The sequence below is a fragment of the Mucilaginibacter terrenus genome (assembly GCF_003432065.1).
In the GTDB taxonomy this organism is placed as follows: domain Bacteria; phylum Bacteroidota; class Bacteroidia; order Sphingobacteriales; family Sphingobacteriaceae; genus Mucilaginibacter; species Mucilaginibacter terrenus.
The window spans coordinates 204,982-223,429 of record NZ_QWDE01000003.1; the positions used below are offsets into that span (position 1 = coordinate 204,982).

Here is an 18,448-nt window from a genome sequence, read left to right on the forward strand (position 1 = left end):
GTTAAAAATGAAAAGTAAGGAACAAGTTGCCTGATATAGCACTAAAACCCTGCACGGTAGACCCGCCTTCACGCGAGTTATAGCTTGCACCGGTTATCCCCAATCCGTAACGGCCTTCGGCACCAATGCTCATGTTGCTGCCCACCGCGCAATTAAAACCCAGTTTCGGGCCAAAATAACTCACACTGGTATTCCCGGAAACTGATACGTAACTGCCCGAACCATCTGATGCGGACAGATCAAATTTTGTAATTACGAACCCGCCGTTTACACCTGCATACACATCAACAAGGCCGGTTAGCGGCACTTCATAGGCAATGCCTAAATAAAAGCCTGTGCCCTGGTAATTGCTGTATTTAGTTACTACATCTTCAAAGCCTTCTTCAGATTCTGTAAACTCGGCTTGTTTTGGTTTATAAGACCGGTAATCTATGGTTCCGGAGTAAACCACATTGCCCATGCGGCGGGTAACTGTAGCACCAAAAGTTGGGGCTGCCTTGTAAAAATCCCCAACATCGCCCCGGGGGGTTTCGTAACCTGCATTGAGTGATATTCCCCAGCCATCGCTTCGTTCTACACCGCCGCTGTTGTGGTTGCTGCCGCCCAGCATATCACCATCGGCACCTACACCGGGTGTATGGCGGCGCTGCGCGTTGGCGGGCGACCAGGTAAAAACAACTAAAATAAACAGCGTAAATATGGTGGCGAATGCCAGCCTTTTGGGAGAATTAGGGTGCATTGGGTTGATAAGGAATAGTTTAACGTTACTAAGATAATATAATTTCATTATCCGATAAAATTTTGTGTTTTAGTCTTAAGTAAGATGTTCTTAGTCGACAGTACCAGGACGTATAGATCTTCGCCATGCTTAGACCGACAGAATTAAACATCCCTTACCCAGGGCTCTTCGCCGGTGAAGTGTATAGTGCCTGTCTGCTCGTCTACCTTAAAATCCCAGCTAATGGTGTCCTTGGCATCGTTATGCACATCTGAACAGGTGTAGTGAAAATGCAGGCTAAACCGCGCGCGAAAAGAGCCGAACTTCTTTAGAGGATCGAACTTTGCGTCTATCAACTCCAGCTGGGTTACTACAGGAGAGCCGCCGTCTTTGTTATGGTAAGCTTCCAGTGCACGGGTGAGGGTGGAGTAATTAGCGCTAGCTTCCTGGTTAAAGAGGGTTTGAAGGAAGATTAATACTGAGGTTTCATTGCTATATAGCAGCTTTATTGCTGTTGTATCCGCAGCTAACTGAAATTCTTCACGCATTGGTGGTAAACATTTATATTAAGATAACCCTGATAAATCAATGATTTCTTTGATGTCTTGCTTGCTTATAGATGCCTCTTCGGATTTGTCGAAAATAGTAACCAGATAGATGTCAACACTTGTAGGTGTTTCTTCTATCACGTAAGTAATCACCCTGAAGCCGCCGCTTTTGACCTTACCTTTAGAAACATCAGCAAGCCGAACTTTATAGATGCCGGAGCCGTAGCTATCGCCCAGATAAGGATTTGCAATTAAGCTTTGTTCTAGTTGCTGTAAACTTTGTCGTAAGGTAACGTACTTTTTAAGAAGTCGTTTTGCTTTTCTCAGAAAGAAAGGTGTTAAATGGATTTTATTCTCCATTCAGAAGATCGGACATGTTAAATGCAGTTGCCTTTCCCGAGCGGATATCTTTAACATCACTTAAACCAGCCTTAATTTCAGCCAGCAATTTGGCTTTTTTTGACGTTCTTTTATCAGTTGTAACCGACAATACTTCGCCTCCAAGCTCTTCCACTAAAGCAGACAGCTTAGCCTTCACTTTCCCGGGAACTTTTATTGTCATCGTGGTCATATTTCAAATATAACAAATTATCATGTGATATTCACAAGCTCTCCTGATACTCCTTCTGCAGCTCCAACAGGCATTTTGCACACAGGCAGCCTTCGTACAGTTCGCTTACGTACTGCACTTGGTTAATGGTTAACTGCACTTTGCTGCACTGGCATTTGGTGTAAGAGTTGGCCTTACATTCAAAACTGTCATTACAGCGGTCGCAGCGTATGATCTCGTGTTTTATCATTTGTTAGTAGTCCGCAAGTCGGAAAAGTCAGTAAGCCCGGATTACGGATCAGCTACCAGCCAACTCTGACAAGTACAAAGGTCTTAAACAAAACGGCAAGCGTTATCATACAAACGTAAAAGGCCGGGGAACTTGTAGTTCTCCGGCCTTTTATTGTCTTGTGGTAAGTTATACTTCAGTTTTCGCAGCAACCGGTTTTTCCGGCTCGCCGTTTTGCGAATCTTTAAATTCTTTCATGCCTTTACCAAGGCCTTTCATCAGTTCCGGGATCTTTTTCCCGCCAAATAGTAGTACTATCGCTAGTATGATCAGTATGATCTCCGGTGCTCCTAAGCCCATAATATTGGTATTTAATTGTTTAATGTATATACGTAATAAAAGATGCTTTGGTCTTACAAAATCATCTTTTATTAAAGGTAGGTATTTTATGCAATATAAAAGCCCATGAACTGTAACCTTTTAGTTATCGTTCATGGGCTGGCGGTTTATTAACCTAAAAACTTATGCCGAGCAGGTTACGCAACCTTCTTCCATTGAGCAGGTTGGGCCGGCAGGTACGTCCTCGGTGCTGTTATCGGCAACAACTTCCGGGATAACGGCTTCCATGTTTTTACCACCCTGATTCTCAACAGTAAACTTAACCGCTTGCGATGCTGCTTGTGTACGCAGGTAATACATGCCTGTTTTAAGGCCTTTCTTCCATGCGTAGAAGTGCATTGAGGTAAGCTTGCTTGCGTTTGGCGAGTTGATGAACAGGTTAAGTGATTGCGACTGGCAAATGTACGCGCCCCTGTCTGCAGCCATATCAATAATGTTACGCATCTTGATCTCCCAAACAGTTTTGTACAGTTCTTTGATGTCGGCAGGAATCTCGGCAATGTCCTGGATTGAACCGTTAGCAGAAATGATCCTGTCTTTCATGGCAGGTGTCCACAGGTTGCGGTTAACCAGGTCGCGCAGCAGGTGCTTGTTCACAATCACAAACTCTCCGCTCAATACACGGCGGGTGTATATGTTTGAGGTATATGGTTCAAAGCATTCGTTGTTACCCAATATCTGCGAGGTTGATGCAGTAGGCATAGGCGCTACCAGCAGGGAGTTGCGCACACCATGGTTCATTACATCAAGGCGCAGGTTTTCCCAATCCCAACGGCCGCTTTCCGGCTTAACGTTCCACAGATCGAACTGGAACTGTCCTTTTGATAGTGGTGATCCTTTAAAGGTTTCGTAAGCGCCATCTTTTATAGCCAGATCTTTAGAAGCTGTCATGGCAGCAAAGTAAATGGTCTCGAAGATGTCTTTGTTCAGCTGTTTAGCTTCTTCGCTCTCAAATGGCATACGCAGCAGGATGAACGCGTCGGCCAAGCCTTGTACACCTAAGCCTATTGGGCGGTGGCGCAGGTTGCTGTAACGTGCCTCTTCTACCGGGTAATAGTTATGATCGATGATCTTGTTCAGGTTCAGGGTAGCCTGGTAGGTTACTTCGTACAATTTCTGGTGGTCAAACTCGCCGTTGATCACGTAGCGTGGCAAGGCAAGCGATGCCAGATTACAAACCGCAACTTCTTTATCTGAAGTGTACTCAATGATCTCGGTGCAAAGGTTTGAGCTTTTTATAGTACCCAGGTTCTGCTGGTTAGACTTAGCGTTGGCAGCGTCCTTGTACAACAGGTATGGTGTACCGGTTTCTACCTGGCTATCCAGTACTGCAAACCAAAGTTCCTGTGCCTTAATGGTTTTACGAGCACGGCCTTCACGCTCGTATTTGGTGTATAAAGCTTCAAATTCGTCGCTGTGGCAATCGGCCAGTCCGGGTGCTTCATGCGGGCAGAACAAGCTCCAGTCCTCATTAGCTTCAACACGTTTCATGAACAGGTCGCTTACCCAAAGTGCATAGAACAAATCGCGCGCGCGCATTTCTTCTTTACCGTGGTTCTTGCGCAGATCAAGGAACTCAAAAATATCTGCATGCCATGGCTCCAGGTAAATAGCAAAAGCGCCTTTACGTTTGCCGCCGCCCTGGTCTACATAACGGGCAGTGTCGTTAAACACCTTCAGCATTGGGATAATACCGTTGCTGGTGCCGTTTGTACCGCTGATGTATGAACCTGTTGCACGCACATTGTGGATGCTGAGGCCGATACCGCCGGCGCTTTGAGAGATCTTGGCAGTTTGCTTAAGTGTATCGTAGATGCCTTCAATGCTGTCGTCCTTCATGGTTAAAAGGAAGCAGGATGACATTTGTGGTTTTGGTGTACCTGCGTTGAACAGCGTAGGGGTAGCGTGTGTAAACCAGCGCTCGCTCATCAGGTTGTAGGTTTTAATAGCGCTTTCTATATCATGCTTGTGGATACCAACCGATACACGCATGAACAGGTGCTGAGGGCGCTCAGCAATTTTACCGTCTATCTTTAGCAGGTATGATTTTTCGAGGGTTTTAAAACCGAAGTAATCGAAACCAAAATCACGGTCGTAAATAATGCTGCTATCCAGTATATCTGCATTCTCGCGGATGATCTCGTAAACATCATCAGCTAATAACGCTGCATTCTTGCCTGTTTTTTTGTCAACGTATTCGTACATACGTTTCATTGTTTCTGAGAACGACTTTGTGGTGTTCTTATGCAGGTTGCTCACCGCTATACGCGATGCCAGCAAAGCATAGTCAGGGTGCTTGGTAGTTAACGATGCCGCTGTTTCTGCCGCAAGGTTATCCAGCTCTGATGTGGTTACACCATCAAATAAACCCTCAATAACCTTTTTGGCCACATCAATAGGGTCCACCAGGTTAAAGCCATAACACAGTTTTTCAATTCGCGCGGTGATCTTGTCGAATTTTACCGTTTCTTTTCTGCCGTCTCTTTTTATTACGTACATTTTTTGTTGGTAGTTAAGTAGTTAGTGTAAAGTGTGGGGAAGCTTTAACCAACAGTATTAAATTAATTAGGGTTATATAGTTAGGGTGCTTTTGATCGGTTTAGAAATCCTCGTCAAGCGAGAAGGCTTTAGTTTCAGGTGAATTCATTACACCACTTTTCTGGTAATCGCCAACGCGTTTTTCAAAGAAGTTGGTTTTACCCTGCAGGCTTATCATCTCCATAAAGTCGAACGGATTTGTAGCGTTATATACTTTATCATAGCCCAGTTCGCCCAGCCACCTGTCTGCAACAAACTCAATATATTGGCTCATCAGCTTAGCATTCATGCCTATTAAACTAACCGGCAGGGCGTCGCTAACAAATTCTTTTTCTATTTCTACCGCATCGGTTATAATTTTGGTAGCCGCTTCTTTGCTTAGTTTGTTATCCAGCATTTTGTATAGCAGGCAGGCAAATTCGCAGTGTGAGCCTTCGTCGCGGGAGATCAGCTCGTTACTGAAGGTAAGGCCCGGCATCAAGCCGCGTTTTTTAAGCCAGAATATTGAGCAGAAACTACCTGAGAAGAAGATACCTTCTACCGCGGCAAATGCCACTAAACGCTCAGCAAAAGTGCCGTTATTTATCCAGCGCAGTGCCCACTCCGCTTTTTTACCTACACAAGGTACGGTATCTATAGCATGGAACAAGCGGTCTTTTTCAGCCGGATCTTTAATGTAAGTATCAATTAACAGCGCGTAGGTTTCCGAGTGGATGTTCTCCATCATGATTTGGAAACCGTAAAAACAACGCGCTTCCGGCAGTTGCACCTCGCTCATGAAGTTTATCGCCAGGTTCTCATTCACAATACCATCACTCGCGGCAAAAAACGCCAGGATGTGCGAGATAAAATGCTTTTCACCAGCGTTAAGGCTTTCCCAATGCTTAATGTCGTCAGACAGGTCTATTTCTTCTGCGGTCCAGAAGCTGGCTTCCGCTTTTTTGTACATCTCCCAAATAGCGGGATATTTAATAGGCAGGATAACAAAGCGGTCTTTGTTCTCTTTAAGCAGTAATTCAGTTTCCTCTTGCATCGTCCTCTTTAATTTTATTGTCGTTTATGCTTTATTATCCCGTTCTCTCTTCGCTTATAGCTGTCTGGTGTACCACAAGTTTGCAGACGAGTGTGCCTCACGAGTTTTTTAAATGGCCGAAGCCGTTATTACCCGCCCCAAAAAGCATCCTCACTAATCCCCTGCTATTAAACTTTATTTTAATACACACAGCCCATGCTCAGCATGGTGTTTTCCTTGTTGTTTGACGAAGATAGAGCCGCCAAACGGATAGCGTTGAAAGAACTTATGCTTCAAAGATAGGGCATGAGTTTATAGGACGTTAGTTGAAGTTTTTAACATCACCTGTAAGTTATAAACAAACCAAAATAAATTTGGAAGTTAGCGTTGAAGGTGTTGCTGTTTCAATGGCATGAACACCAGCTATTTAACTATTAATAGAGTTGTGTTAACACAAACGAGGCGGGGTAACATTTACCTAATATACAGGTGATGTTTACTTTACTTTTCACAGACAAAAACCACCTGTAGAACGGCTTGTAAACACTGGTTTTGGGCCAAAAACAGACCCGATTTTAAATGGGTTTTCGGAGCTTTAAACGGTGTGCAGAAAGATTGTGGAAAACAAAAATTCCGATCTTTTTTCAAGACCGGAATTTCTATTTATCACCAATAATTATTGGGCGTCCGCAACCGGCACAAACTTCATCGAAATGGAGTTTACACAATGGCGGGTGTTCTTGGGTGTCATGTACTCGCCCTGGAAAACATGGCCCAGGTGCGCACCGCAATTGGCACAAAGTATCTCGGTACGGCGGCCGTCTGCATCAGTTTCCCAACGTACTGCGCCTTCTATCTCATCGTCAAAACTCGGCCAGCCGCAAAACGATTCAAACTTATCTTCGCTGCGGTATAGCGGAGCATCACAGCGCTTGCATACATATAAACCCTGCGCTTTATTGTTTAACAGTTCGCCGGTGAATGGCCGCTCGGTACCTTTGTATAGTATCACCCTTTCTTCGTCGGGAGTTAACTGATTATAGTTCATTGTTTATTTTTTTGATTAGATGATGTTGATGATTCTATCGATTGCCAACTTGGCCTTTTGTCTTTAAACTGCGACCTGATTAACTATCCTTTTCACATAAATATACGACAAATTGCACGGTTTTTTTGTTTGTACAGGGATGTTTACACGGGTTTGACCAAGCAAGATTTAAAACTTTATAGCTAAATTGCTATTTGTTAATAAACCGCTGTTTTAATGTATCTGCTTTCTGTTCTTACGTTTTTTATGCTGTGTGGCGCCCCAACTGCGGAGGCCGGTAAACTAACTGCTGCTACCAAGACGGCCAGCATAGATACCTCCAGGTACGCTATCCTGAAATTCCATAAAGGCCGCGACAGCTTCCTGTTCGACAGCACGTATACTGCCGCGAACACTACCGAGGACGACATCAAAAAAATTGAAAAGATAATTAAGGTGACCGTTGCAGAGTATAACGAACGTCTCCTGAAAAACACGGGGAGTAAAGCAACAAAAGCCGGCCTTATTTATAAGCCAGACAAATACTATAAACAGATTATTTGTGTAATTAACTCCAAAGGCGAGAAAACCGTTTGGGTAAACTGCTTTTGTACCCCTCACGAAAAACGGTACTGGCAAAAGGGCATTGTAATGGTGCTAGACGGCGGCCCCTGTTTCTTCAACATCAAGATAAACCTGGTGACCAACACCGTTATGGATTTGCAAGTGAATGGGGTGAGCCCCCTAGCCCCCTGAAGGGGGAACAGAATTCACCCTGTTTTGTATATTCAATACATTGCAAGTTTGTATTATCCATCATTCCCCCTTCAGGGGGTTAGGGGGTCCAAATGATACTCCTGTATTAACGGCGGGTTCTCTGGTGTAAGCGTAAAGCTTACTTTAATATTGGCCTTCTCCCCTTTTATAATAAAATATCCACGCAGCTGGTTCTCGGCCGCAACATCGCCGATGCTAATGATCTTACCTGCTTTACTAAACGCTTCATCCGCAGCGATCTTCAGCTTCTCCGGAAAGTAATCCATAAAAAAGTTATCAGCAAAAATGCCGCTTGCTTTGGCAGTGTTCCAGTCGGTAATAACTTTAAGAAGATCGGCTTTACGCTGGTTCAGTATATCTGATGCTGGCAGAGTGCGCGGACGGATGTTGGATAGTACCAGCATAGTGTCCAGCACGGCGTTGTTTATCACGGCAGCGCGGGCGTAGGTTAAGTTGGCAAATACAACCACGCCCACACCGTAATCGGGCATTACGTTCCATTGGCTGCCAAAGCCGGGTAAACCGCCGGTGTGCCCTACATAAATACGGTTGTCGCAGTCTTTCATCCACCTTAACCCATACGCGTATGCGGTAACATTGGGGCAAGGCCTGCCAGTAGGAGTTTTGGCGTTGGCTGTTAAATAATTAACATCCCAGGGGTACTGCATTTCACGTACGGAACTACGCTTAACCGGGCCACTTTCGACATCATCACGCGCAGGCCATGCATTTAAGTGCACAGCCATGTATTTACTAAAATCTTCAATGGTTGTAATTAGCCCACCCATAGCGCCATAAGAACCATCGTGCAGCAGCGGCTGCTCTATCCATTTATCATCCAACCAGCGGTAGCCGTGTGCCAACTTACTGGCAGGTACGGCGGTATATTCCCAATAGGTATGCGTCATGCCTAAAGGCTTTAGAATATTATCTGTGATAAATTGCTGATACGTTTTTCCGCTTACCTTTTTTATGATGTAACCCAGTGTGGCAAAGCCCAGATTGCTGTACTCGTAACTTGTGCCCGGATTTGTAGAAAAAGCAACTCCCTTCCGATAAATAGCCAAAAGCTCCTCATCGGTATCGGCAAGCCGGCGGTCGCCCCAGGGGTTATCTTCCGGGAAGCCTGCAGTATGGGTAAGTAATTGACGGATGGTAATAGCGGTAGCATCTTTAGTAAGGTATTTAGTCCCTTTCATCTCCGGAATGTACAGGTAAGCCAGATCATCAAGTTTTAGCTTTCCGGCGTCGCGCAGCTTGAGGATGGCCATTGCGGTAAGGCTCTTGGTCATAGATGCTATGCGGAAATCAGAAGAGGCATCTGCCTTTATCTTCTTATCTATATTGATATAACCAATGCCACCGCTGTGCACCAGTTTGCCGTCGACCACAATGCCATACGCCAGCCCAGGCCAATGGTTCTTGTCCGCGTAATCTTTATATAGCTGGTCTATTACCGGGTAAGTTGCCTCAATCTTTTTTAGCCTGTCCGCATCTGTAAACGTTGCAGGCTTGTATTGTGCATAGGTTGTGGATGCCGTTAAGAGAAGAAGGTAGAGAAGTTTGCGCATGGGATAAGTTTATCAGAACTCGAATTTACCGAATTTAGGAATTTTCAGAATGAATTTTGACTATTAGAAACCAAAGTATGGAGATGTTGTGTTAACCGCACCTAATTCAGTTCAAAGTTCCCCCTTCAGGGGTTTAGGGGGCTGGCCTATAGTTTTTCCAGCGCGTAGATCACTTCTTCAGGCGTATCTACCACGCTCACTATTCTACCCTGCTTGTTGATGATAAAGTGAGTGGGATAAGCATCAATATTTAGCTTTTTACTGATATAGGTGTGCTGATCTGCCACTATCGCGTAGTTAAAAGGTTTTCTTTTTAAAAATGCCTGCAGTTTAGCTTTGCTGTCGGGAGCAAGTGCTACAAAAACTATATCCTTTCGGTTTTTGTACTTAGCCACTAGTTCATTCAGCGCCGGCATTTCCTTTTCACAAGTGACACACCCAATAAACCAGCAGTTGATCACCAGCGTTTTGCCTTTAAGTGTGGCTGCGTTGTATTTATTACCCTGTATGTCTGTAAAGTTGTACTTCGGAAACTGCTTGCCCTCCCGCCGGTAATGATCATACAAAACTACGCTCCAGCCTTGTATGTACTGCCCCATCTCTTTGGCTTGGCCGGCGTTCATTTTGTAAAGGTTATACTGCCATTGTTTGCCATCAGCAACCAATCTTACGGGAAGGTACGATCCGGTGGTGAGCGCTTTAAGAAAGTCGCCCTTGCTCATAGGCTTCATGGCTGCGTTATACGTAACAATGTCCTGCGACAGCTTCATGTGGTTGCTTACATACTGAAAAAAGTTGTCGTAGTTTTTCAAGATAAAAGCAGGTTCCTGCACAGGCTTGCCCGGTATAGTGACACCTGCGAAGCAGGATAACTGTACCAGTACCACAATTATTAAGGTAAGCAGCTTTTTCATACAGAATAGTTTGTCGCTACAATATACAACAATGCTGCGCGCACAGATTAGTCTTTTTTTGCAGTAGCAACTAACACTATACCACCAATAAGCAGTATGCCGCCAAGGTATGGTGGCCAGTTTACAGATTTCTGTTTATCTGCTGAAACTTGAATTGGCCCGGCATCAACAATTTTTTCCTTTTTGGTGTAAGTGAAACCTGTCCAAACCAGCATTACAATGCCGAGGATAATAAGTACTATTCCGATGGTTCTGTTCATGATTGATGGGCTAAAATGTTGTTTGTTAAAATTTGTATGCGTAATCGTTGAACAAGAATACCTTTCAGAGCCAAATTGTTTTATAAACGAATTAACAACATGTTAAATCCGGCCAGTCTCCATAACATCTGTATTATGAAAGTTCCAGTCCTCTACATCAATTACTCCGGGTGCGGTTTGGTAATGGCCGTCATCATTAGGGCACTTAACCACGTACAAAGCCTGGTCTGTAAGAAAAATTATTGGCGCTGCTCCGCAATGTTTGCAAACCTTGCAATTAAGCGACTGCGGCATATTTAAGAAACCTCTCATAACAATTTGTTATTGGTGATCAGGTTTCTGACGGCTTAAAACAGCAATAGTTTAACTATAAGTAAATTTACAAAACAAATCTGGAAAGAAACGACCTTGCGGTTATCCGCATTTATTGTTGATCATGTGGAAATCATAATCATTTTCATACAAAACGGAGTTATGAATATTCCAGTCCTCAATATCGATAATACCCGGCGCAGCAGTATAATGAGCATCATCGTTCGGGCACTTTACCACGTAACCCTCCAGCCCAACGTTTGATATGATACGTCGGGCACCGCATTCGCGGCATTTCTTGCAATAGATAGATTTTGGAATAGTTACGTACCCCTTCATACCTGTACATACGCAGGCGGCACTCTCTCTGGTTGTAGTAAAAAGAAAAATTATTAGCGACTAATTTATTTCATGTCGTTGATCTCAATCAAATAGCCGTCAGGATCACGAATGTACACCTGGTTTACGCCATCAACACGACGTTCTACTTTGCCAACTTCACCTTTCCAGTTACTGTACTCTATCTTCATGGCGTTGAGCTTATCTATAAAGGTGGCAATAGAAGGCACCTTAAAGCACAAGTGCACGCCGCGGGGGTAATCGGCCTTAGGGCAATTGCCTTGTATAATGTGCATCTGCAAATTAGGGCCAATGCTGTACCAGGTATGTACGGTATCTTTAAATGGGTTAGCTATAATCTTCAACCCCAAAACAGTAGTATAGAACTTGTTACTGGTTTTAAGATCTGCCGAACACAAAGCGGTATGATCTAAGGTTGCTTGCGCACGGGTTATAAACGGCAGGCACAGCAGCGCGCAGGTAATAATTGCCTTTACCGGTTTAGCTGGTAAGCTTTTAAAATTGAAATTAAGCATAATTGGTTTTTGTAGCAGCTAAAGATACATTGTGCTACTGCCACCACATAATTTTATTTGTAACAATTGCGCCTGCACTTGTTTAGCGGCTCCCCTGCTCCGATATTACCTGATGGCCGTTTTGTAACAACCATGTGACCACCACATCTCGCCATTAAACTTTGCCTTTCTGCACAAGTTTAACTTATAATGCAACACAAATTATAAAGCTTATGAAAAAGGAAATAATAAGGTTGGTGGCACTATTGGTATTTGGTGCCGCAGCTATAACAGGTTGTTCGATAGAAAATCAGGGTCACCGTGGATACAGGTATAATCACGACCGCCACTACAGGGATCGCAACCACAATTATGATCGCAATAATAACTATGACCGCGACCATAGTTACCACAATGGATACTAAACAAACATCATTATAAACACTTAAAATTCACACACCATGAAATATCTTAAAGTTTTTGCAATTGCAATAATCACCCTGTTCGCCGTAGAAGGCGCTAAAGCCCAAGTAGCCGTACATGCCCGCATTGGTGCACCTGTGCGCAGCCGCACAGTAGTAGTGGAGCGGCCGGTATATCACCGCCCTTATTACCGCCGCGCTGTTGCCGTGCGCCCGGTATACCACCGCCCTTATCGCCGCACAGTAGTGGTTGAAAGACCGGCTTACCGCCGCCATGTAGTTTACAATCGCCCTTACGCTAAACGTGTAGTAGTTAGGAGATACTAAATAGAGCGGCTTTTTATAAAAGTCTCACTTAAACAAAAGGCCTTCCGGATTGCGGAAGGCCTTTTTGCTTATTTTGTTACCAGCACCCAGTCTACATAAACGTTGGCTTTGCCGGCCTTTATCTTGTCTACAGATGACTGCGACAAGCCGTAATATGGCTCCTTAATTTTATTTACGCCGGCAGGGTACCCGCCTCCAATGGCATAGTTCAGGATCAGGAATTTAGGATTATCAAACGACCATTTACCATACTTCTCTACCATAGCCCTGGTGACAATATAGGTTACTTTGCCATCAACCTTAAAAGTGAGGCTGTTTTCCCGCCAGTCCACAGTATATACATGCCATTGGGTAACATCTGTTCCTTTAGGGAATGTATTGCGATATACCAGTGGTGTGTTACCAAAGTAACCCGGCCCATGCAGCGCGTTGCTGGTCCAGGTGCTATCGCCAACAGTCTCCATAATATCTATTTCGCCGCAATCAGGCCATTTGCCTTTACCTAACGCCCAGAACGCGGGCCATAAACCTTCACCACCGGCAATCTTCATCCTTGCAGAGAATGTCCCGTACGTAAACATCATCTTATCGCGGGTATTTATCCTGCCCGAAACGAAATCGTACTTCTTACCTTCTTTGCTGGTATGTCCGGGCTTGAAAACCGGTTTAAGCACCAGTGCACCGTGGGTGGCGCCAATAGCTTTACCATCTATCATGTAAATAGTGGCGGTCGAATCTATATACGCCTGCTGCTCGTCGTTAACAGTATGGCCTGTCACCTCTACGTTCCATTTGTTACGATCGAGTGTGCTTTTATTGAAGTCTTCAAAATAAATCGTGTCCTGCCTGCTTTGCTGTGCCAGCGCAGCGCCGCACATTAGCAACACTGCCGAAATGCTTAATACTGGAATTTTCATGGAGTTTTTAAATGGTGGCTAAAAGTACAACTTGTCGAGGCAAATTCAACGTAAATACATCGTTACTAATTTCATCTATATAATAGGCTGGCAGCCTTATTGCTTTTTTACACCGCAATTACGTTTACTTATATATCTTGCCACATTAGTACTAAATAACATGCATAAAGGCGGTTTCCTGAATATATTCTTAATTATAGCAGCGATAACGCTGCTGATGGACTGGTACGTAATACACGGCCTTCGCACCCTGGTAGCCGACTGGCAGTCGCGTCCGTTGCGCTTACTCGTTTTATGGGGATATGCTGTAATTTCCATTGGAGTGACCGTAGTATTCATGATTGGTTTTAAAAGCTACGGTACAGCCCAGGGCATGACACCATTTCACGAGTGGATGCTGAGCCTGCTGCTTACATTCTTTATCACAAAGGTTTTCTTCCTGATCATCATTTCACTTGGGGATCTGGGACGTTTTATTTACGGCATCACTGATAACGTGATGCACGATAAACCCGAAGGCACCAACGAGCCCTTCTTCCCTGCGCGACGGAAGTTTATTACCGAAATTGCTTTATTAGTAGCAGCTGTACCGTTCACCGGCTTTTTATACGCTATGTTCCGCGGAAAGTACGACTATAAGGTACACCGCACAACCATAGTTTACGACGAACTTCCTGAGGCTTTTCACAACTTTACCATTACCCAGCTGTCAGATATTCACTCCGGTAGCTTTGATAATGTAAATGCCATGCAAAAAGGCATCGACTTGGCTAAGGCGCAAAAGTCGGACTTGTTTGTATTTACTGGCGACCTGGTGAACAACGCCGCATGGGAAATAGAACAATACATAGACAGGTTCGGGCAGATAAAAGCACCATTTGGGCAATTCTCCATCTTGGGCAATCATGATTACGGCGATTACATACAATGGAACAGCGAGGCTGAGAAGCGCGCCAACCTGGATAAATTGAAGCAGCACCATGCCGAACTGGGTTACAAGCTGATGCTGGACGAAAACGTTGTGCTGGAAAAGAATGGCCAAAAGATATCGCTTATTGGCGTGCAGAACTGGGGCCGCGACTTTATTAAAGTAGGTGATCTTAATAAAGCCCTACAAGGTGTGGACAAGGATGCCTTTAAGATACTCCTCTCCCACGATCCTACGCATTGGGAAGAGCAGGTGCGTTATCATGACACCGACATTCACCTTACGCTTTCAGGACATACACATGGTGCACAGTTTGGTATAGAAACAGCTGGTTTAAAATGGAGCCCCGTTAAGAACCGCTACCTGGATTGGGCCGGGCTAATTAATACAGGCAACAGGCATTTGTATGTAAACCGCGGATTCGGGTTCCTGGCTTTTAGCGGCAGGCTGGGTATATGGCCCGAGATAACTGTTATCACCCTTAAGAAAAGAGGAATGGCCTAACTAAAGCAAACAATCATCTTTTTTAACCCTTATATCTGTATGGATAACAAAAAGATAGGCTCCGGCAAAGCCGAAGCCGCGCATCATACCTCCCACAATGCAGTAGAAGTAATGAAGCCGTTTGTGACTTTTGGGGTAAAGGCTTTAGGTTTGCTGGCTACCGCGCTGGTGCATATTGTAAAGAATGTACCCAAGCCTGACAGCAACAAAGCAGGCAGCAACAATAAGGTGATTAAAATATAATCGCTCTTACAATAAACTTAAGACAGCCATTTACCAAACTCCAGGTATTTGGCTATCCTTATGGCTACTTTGTCGCCGGCTTTGTACTTACCGCGCACGTAACTGAAAACGCGCAACGTAACCTCATCTTTTTCAATCACCAGTTCTTCGTAAAAACCTTTAAAAAGCACTTGCTTTACCATCCATTTTTTACGGAGGCCGACGCCGCCAATTTCAATATCTTCCGCGTAGATTACTACAGTAGCCCGCTTGGATTTGATGCCGCAAACGGCAGCTTCTTCAGCGCTTAGTTCGGTGCAGGCCACCAGTATGTTTGCGGTATACAACAGCCTCGGGGTGTTATACAGTTTTTCGGGCGTACCGTGTTCTACTATCTCCCCTTCTTTTATAACAATCAGTTCATCCGCCATGGAGAGTATTTCGGCCGGGTCATGAGATACCAGCAAAACGGTAATGCCCCACTCCTTTACTATCTGGCGCATATCGTGCTGAAGGTCCTCGCGGTAGCTGGCATCTACCTGGTTAAAGGGTTCATCCAGCATTAAAACCTCAGGTTTATTTATCAACGCCCTGGCAATGGTTACGCGCTGCTTCTCGCCACCGCTCAGTTTACCAAATGGTTGTTCTTTAAGGTCATATATACCCAGCAGGTTTAGCGCCTGGGTAGCTTTTTGTACGCGGTAGTTTTGGTCTTCGCTGTGCAGTCCGTCGCAAACGCTGTCCCACACCGTGTGCTTTAGGTTCATTTCGCGGTTGTCCTGGCTCACCATCGCAATTGTGGTATGCTCGGGCTTAATCCCCTGGCTGCGTAAAGGCAATAGGTTGCCTTTGTAGTATACCTCACCGCCATCTGGTTTAGTTTCGCCGCTCAGCAATTTAAGCAAAGTAGTTTTGCCGCTGCCGCTTTCGCCCACAATGGCGGTTATCTTGCCTTTAGGCACCTGTATGGTGATATTATTTACCCCGGTAGACTTATCCCCAAAATAATTTTTGGTAATGTTTATGGTCTCTAATATCAGTTCATGGCTCATGTGCGGCTAGGGGTTTGCTGTACCCAAACCTAATTTATAAAAACCGCCCCGCCAAAAAAAGTTACAAGTTGTAATAGCAGCATACGCTTATTGAAAATTGCACTTAATCGTAATTTCTTTATAGTTTAGCTAACACTTAAGTTAAGCTATTTGAACAGGATACAATCTTCTACCGGAGAGTTTTTACTCGGCATAAGCCAAATGCAGCAAGAGGTACTGTGCACACCCGTGCAGTACCCCGAGTATACCATCTTCTTTATTGAAGAAGGTAGCGGAATATTTCATGCCGACTTTGGTTCATTCCCTTTCAAGGGCCCTGTGTTGCTATTTGCAACACCGCTGCAAACCTTGTTTATAGCCGACTGCAACCTGCCGCAATGTACGGCATTGAAGTTCCACAGCGATTTTTACTGTATAGAATATCACCGTAAAGAAGTAGCGTGCAATGGTTTGTTATTTAACAATGTCTATCTCGATCCTGTTATAAGCCTTACCGCTAAAGAACAGGAGCAGTTCGCCTCTATATTAAACGATATAGCGGAAGAAACCGCCCAGCCGTCGCCATCAGAGATCGTACTTCGCTCTTACCTGCAGTTGTTGCTGGCTAAATCAAGCAACATAAAATTAAAAGCAATCAGCGAACAAACAGATCGCCCGCAAATGGACGAACAGATGGAAAAGTTCCGGCAGCTGCTTGATCAGCATTATCTCAACCTCCACAAACCGTCGGACTATGCAGCGCTGCTGAATATGTCTGCAGATAACTTTACAAGGCGCTGCAATAAATACTTCAAAAAAAGCCCAAGCCAGCTTATTCAGGAGCGCCTGGTGCTGGAGGCGAAAAAGCAATTGCACCTAACCCGCCAAAGCATTAAGGAAATTGCCTACAATCTTAAGTTCCAGGATGAGTTTTACTTCAGCCGTTTCTTTAAAAAAGTAACCAAGGTGTCTCCGCAGTCGTTTCGCGATCAAACGGGCATCTCCATCGTGGCGGATTTGTCCAAGCATTAGCCTTTTTCGTCCATGTTACAGGGGCGGCACTTGCTGTAGTTTTGATAAAAAAAAACAACAGCATGAAAACTCAAATCATCTCCTTTATAGCCGGGCTGGATAGCATTGGAAAAAAAGTTATTCGTTTTGGTATAGTAATCGTTTTCCTTTGGATAGGTTCCCTAAAGTTCTTCACTTATGAAGCCGATGGCATTGTACCCTTTGTTGCCAACAGCCCTGCCATGTCCTTTTTCTATAATCACGGCAGCGAATACAAGCACCATCAAAATAAGGAAGGCGAACTTATCCCCGCAAATCACCAGTGGCATATTCAAAACAATACCTATGGCTTTGCAACAGGCCTAGGCATATTCCTGATAGCCGTAGGTATTATGGTAGCACTGCATAAAGTGGCACCACTACTAAGTATGGCCGGCAGTATACTGGTATTTATCATGACACTGGGCACCTTATCCTTCCTGATAACCACACCGGAAAGCTGGGTACCTCACCTTACCGATGCGCAGTGGGGCTTCCCTTATCTATCTGCCAAAGGCCGGCTGGTTATTAAAGACCTGGTGATACTTGGCGGCGCAATTATTACCATGAGCCAGTCCGCGCAGCTATACCTCAGCCGTAAAAATTCTTAAGCTTTTAAAAATTAAAATCAATATTATCATGAAAACTATAACCGTTCCTGCCAGAGAGCAGGTTAGTGACGAATCACAATTGTTGTTTGACCAAATACAAAAGAAAATGGGCAAGGTGCCTAACCTGTACGCTACTATCGGCTACTCGGCCCACGCACTTAAAGCCATGCTTGAGTTTGACGCTACCCTAAGCAACCAGAGCGCATTCACCGCTAAAGAACGCGAGGCTATTAATCTGGTTGTTTCGCAGGTAAATTTGTGTAATTACTGTTTGGCCGCGCACACTACACTTGCGCAGTTAAGAGGCTTTACCAAAGATGAAACGCTCACCATTAGGAAAGGGCATGCAAGTGATGCCAAACTTGATGCCGTTATACAGCTGGCACAATCCATTGCCGAAAACAAGGGAAAGGCAGAGGCCGCCGTACTTGAACAGTTTTTTGCAATCGGCTATAATGAGGCAGCGTTAATAGAGCTTATAGGCCTTATTACCTTGAGAACGTTCACCAATTACGTTTACAGCAATACCGACATACCGATTGACTTCCCTATTGCCGACGAACTGAACTAATTTATCCTAAGCGCCGGTCAGTAATTAAATCTGCAATAAAGTCCGGACTACCAGGTGTAGCCGGACTTATTTTTTAGTAGTCACATTGAATCAAGTTGTTTATGGCGAGGCTCTTTCTTATATTAGTGTTTCTTAGCGCCACCCCCGGGGCACACA

Annotated in this window: 25 protein-coding genes; 8 read left to right on the top strand and 17 right to left on the bottom strand. The window is 44.6% G+C overall.

The window, feature by feature from the left end:
- Nucleotide 1: 1 nt before the first annotated feature.
- From DYU05_RS16235 to DYU05_RS16275, 9 genes are all read right to left on the bottom strand, one after another.
- Entirely contained in the window at nucleotides 2–787 is a 786-nt protein-coding gene (locus DYU05_RS16235; RefSeq protein ID WP_117384192.1) for a hypothetical protein, read from the bottom strand.
- Between the two features lie 95 nt (nucleotides 788–882).
- Nucleotides 883–1,266: a hypothetical protein gene (locus DYU05_RS16240; protein WP_117384193.1), complete on the bottom strand. Its 384-nt coding sequence runs from the start codon at nucleotides 1,264–1,266 to the stop codon at nucleotides 883–885.
- Nucleotides 1,267–1,284: 18 nt separating this feature from the next.
- Nucleotides 1,285–1,626, bottom strand: a complete 342-nt coding sequence (locus tag DYU05_RS16245; RefSeq protein ID WP_117384194.1) for a type II toxin-antitoxin system RelE/ParE family toxin — start codon at nucleotides 1,624–1,626, stop codon at nucleotides 1,285–1,287.
- The gene (locus DYU05_RS16250) at nucleotides 1,616–1,828 is read right to left on the bottom strand and encodes a hypothetical protein (protein ID WP_117384195.1); all 213 of its coding nucleotides are present in this window, start codon (nucleotides 1,826–1,828) and stop codon (nucleotides 1,616–1,618) included. Before DYU05_RS16250 ends, DYU05_RS16245 begins: the two co-directional genes overlap by 11 nt.
- A gap of 40 nt (nucleotides 1,829–1,868) precedes the next feature.
- The gene (locus tag DYU05_RS16255; RefSeq protein ID WP_117384196.1) at nucleotides 1,869–2,066 is read right to left on the bottom strand and encodes a cysteine-rich CWC family protein; all 198 of its coding nucleotides are present in this window, start codon (nucleotides 2,064–2,066) and stop codon (nucleotides 1,869–1,871) included.
- Nucleotides 2,067–2,234: 168 nt separating this feature from the next.
- Nucleotides 2,235–2,405: a twin-arginine translocase TatA/TatE family subunit gene (tatA, locus tag DYU05_RS16260; RefSeq protein WP_117384197.1), complete on the bottom strand. Its 171-nt coding sequence runs from the start codon at nucleotides 2,403–2,405 to the stop codon at nucleotides 2,235–2,237.
- A 162-nt stretch (nucleotides 2,406–2,567) separates the two neighbouring features.
- Nucleotides 2,568–4,943, bottom strand: a complete 2,376-nt coding sequence (locus DYU05_RS16265) for a ribonucleoside-diphosphate reductase subunit alpha (protein ID WP_117384198.1) — start codon at nucleotides 4,941–4,943, stop codon at nucleotides 2,568–2,570.
- Nucleotides 4,944–5,043: 100 nt separating this feature from the next.
- Entirely contained in the window at nucleotides 5,044–6,015 is a 972-nt protein-coding gene (locus DYU05_RS16270) for a ribonucleoside-diphosphate reductase small subunit (protein WP_117384199.1), read from the bottom strand.
- 655 nt (nucleotides 6,016–6,670) lie between these two features.
- Entirely contained in the window at nucleotides 6,671–7,042 is a 372-nt protein-coding gene (locus tag DYU05_RS16275) for a methionine-R-sulfoxide reductase (RefSeq protein WP_117384200.1), read from the bottom strand.
- A 216-nt stretch (nucleotides 7,043–7,258) separates the two neighbouring features.
- Here DYU05_RS16275 and DYU05_RS16280 point away from each other — a divergent pair, with 216 nt between their 5' ends.
- Nucleotides 7,259–7,777, top strand: coding sequence for a hypothetical protein (locus DYU05_RS16280; protein WP_117384201.1), 519 nt, complete (start codon nucleotides 7,259–7,261; stop codon nucleotides 7,775–7,777).
- Between the two features lie 71 nt (nucleotides 7,778–7,848).
- On the opposite strand, the gene DYU05_RS16285 is transcribed toward DYU05_RS16280, so the two are convergent.
- The 6 genes from DYU05_RS16285 to DYU05_RS16305 form a co-directional block, all read right to left on the bottom strand.
- Nucleotides 7,849–9,369, bottom strand: coding sequence for a serine hydrolase domain-containing protein (locus DYU05_RS16285; protein ID WP_117384202.1), 1,521 nt, complete (start codon nucleotides 9,367–9,369; stop codon nucleotides 7,849–7,851).
- Nucleotides 9,370–9,515: 146 nt separating this feature from the next.
- Entirely contained in the window at nucleotides 9,516–10,283 is a 768-nt protein-coding gene (locus DYU05_RS16290; protein ID WP_117384203.1) for a TlpA family protein disulfide reductase, read from the bottom strand.
- A 47-nt stretch (nucleotides 10,284–10,330) separates the two neighbouring features.
- On the bottom strand, nucleotides 10,331–10,543 hold the full coding sequence (locus tag DYU05_RS16295; protein ID WP_117384204.1) for a hypothetical protein: 213 nt from the start codon (nucleotides 10,541–10,543) through the stop codon (nucleotides 10,331–10,333).
- A gap of 102 nt (nucleotides 10,544–10,645) precedes the next feature.
- A complete protein-coding gene (locus DYU05_RS16300) occupies nucleotides 10,646–10,855 on the bottom strand; it encodes a hypothetical protein (RefSeq protein ID WP_117384205.1) in 210 nt (69 codons plus the stop codon).
- Nucleotides 10,856–10,957: 102 nt separating this feature from the next.
- Nucleotides 10,958–11,194: a hypothetical protein gene (locus tag DYU05_RS20935; protein ID WP_133300251.1), complete on the bottom strand. Its 237-nt coding sequence runs from the start codon at nucleotides 11,192–11,194 to the stop codon at nucleotides 10,958–10,960.
- A 65-nt stretch (nucleotides 11,195–11,259) separates the two neighbouring features.
- The gene (locus tag DYU05_RS16305) at nucleotides 11,260–11,730 is read right to left on the bottom strand and encodes a VOC family protein (RefSeq protein WP_117384206.1); all 471 of its coding nucleotides are present in this window, start codon (nucleotides 11,728–11,730) and stop codon (nucleotides 11,260–11,262) included.
- A gap of 212 nt (nucleotides 11,731–11,942) precedes the next feature.
- Here DYU05_RS16305 and DYU05_RS16310 point away from each other — a divergent pair, with 212 nt between their 5' ends.
- Both DYU05_RS16310 and DYU05_RS16315 read left to right on the top strand, forming a co-directional pair.
- Nucleotides 11,943–12,134: a hypothetical protein gene (locus DYU05_RS16310; protein WP_117384207.1), complete on the top strand. Its 192-nt coding sequence runs from the start codon at nucleotides 11,943–11,945 to the stop codon at nucleotides 12,132–12,134.
- A 36-nt stretch (nucleotides 12,135–12,170) separates the two neighbouring features.
- Complete coding sequence (locus DYU05_RS16315; RefSeq protein ID WP_117384208.1) at nucleotides 12,171–12,458, top strand: hypothetical protein; 288 nt, start codon at nucleotides 12,171–12,173, stop codon at nucleotides 12,456–12,458.
- A gap of 68 nt (nucleotides 12,459–12,526) precedes the next feature.
- On the opposite strand, the gene DYU05_RS16320 is transcribed toward DYU05_RS16315, so the two are convergent.
- Nucleotides 12,527–13,375, bottom strand: a complete 849-nt coding sequence (locus DYU05_RS16320; protein ID WP_117384209.1) for a glycoside hydrolase family 16 protein — start codon at nucleotides 13,373–13,375, stop codon at nucleotides 12,527–12,529.
- A gap of 160 nt (nucleotides 13,376–13,535) precedes the next feature.
- Here DYU05_RS16320 and DYU05_RS16325 point away from each other — a divergent pair, with 160 nt between their 5' ends.
- Nucleotides 13,536–14,807, top strand: a complete 1,272-nt coding sequence (locus DYU05_RS16325) for a metallophosphoesterase (RefSeq protein WP_205771913.1) — start codon at nucleotides 13,536–13,538, stop codon at nucleotides 14,805–14,807.
- A 39-nt stretch (nucleotides 14,808–14,846) separates the two neighbouring features.
- Complete coding sequence (locus DYU05_RS16330) at nucleotides 14,847–15,050, top strand: hypothetical protein (protein WP_117384210.1); 204 nt, start codon at nucleotides 14,847–14,849, stop codon at nucleotides 15,048–15,050.
- Between the two features lie 17 nt (nucleotides 15,051–15,067).
- Here DYU05_RS16330 and DYU05_RS16335 read toward each other — a convergent pair whose 3' ends face one another.
- Nucleotides 15,068–16,081, bottom strand: a complete 1,014-nt coding sequence (locus DYU05_RS16335; RefSeq protein ID WP_117384211.1) for an ABC transporter ATP-binding protein — start codon at nucleotides 16,079–16,081, stop codon at nucleotides 15,068–15,070.
- A 150-nt stretch (nucleotides 16,082–16,231) separates the two neighbouring features.
- Between DYU05_RS16335 and DYU05_RS16340 the strand changes: the two genes are divergently transcribed.
- From DYU05_RS16340 to DYU05_RS16350, 3 genes are all read left to right on the top strand, one after another.
- Complete coding sequence (locus tag DYU05_RS16340; protein ID WP_205771915.1) at nucleotides 16,232–17,092, top strand: helix-turn-helix domain-containing protein; 861 nt, start codon at nucleotides 16,232–16,234, stop codon at nucleotides 17,090–17,092.
- A gap of 62 nt (nucleotides 17,093–17,154) precedes the next feature.
- The gene (locus DYU05_RS16345; protein ID WP_117384213.1) at nucleotides 17,155–17,721 is read left to right on the top strand and encodes a DUF417 family protein; all 567 of its coding nucleotides are present in this window, start codon (nucleotides 17,155–17,157) and stop codon (nucleotides 17,719–17,721) included.
- Between the two features lie 28 nt (nucleotides 17,722–17,749).
- The gene (locus DYU05_RS16350) at nucleotides 17,750–18,292 is read left to right on the top strand and encodes a carboxymuconolactone decarboxylase family protein (RefSeq protein WP_117384214.1); all 543 of its coding nucleotides are present in this window, start codon (nucleotides 17,750–17,752) and stop codon (nucleotides 18,290–18,292) included.
- Nucleotides 18,293–18,448: the final 156 nt, after the last annotated feature.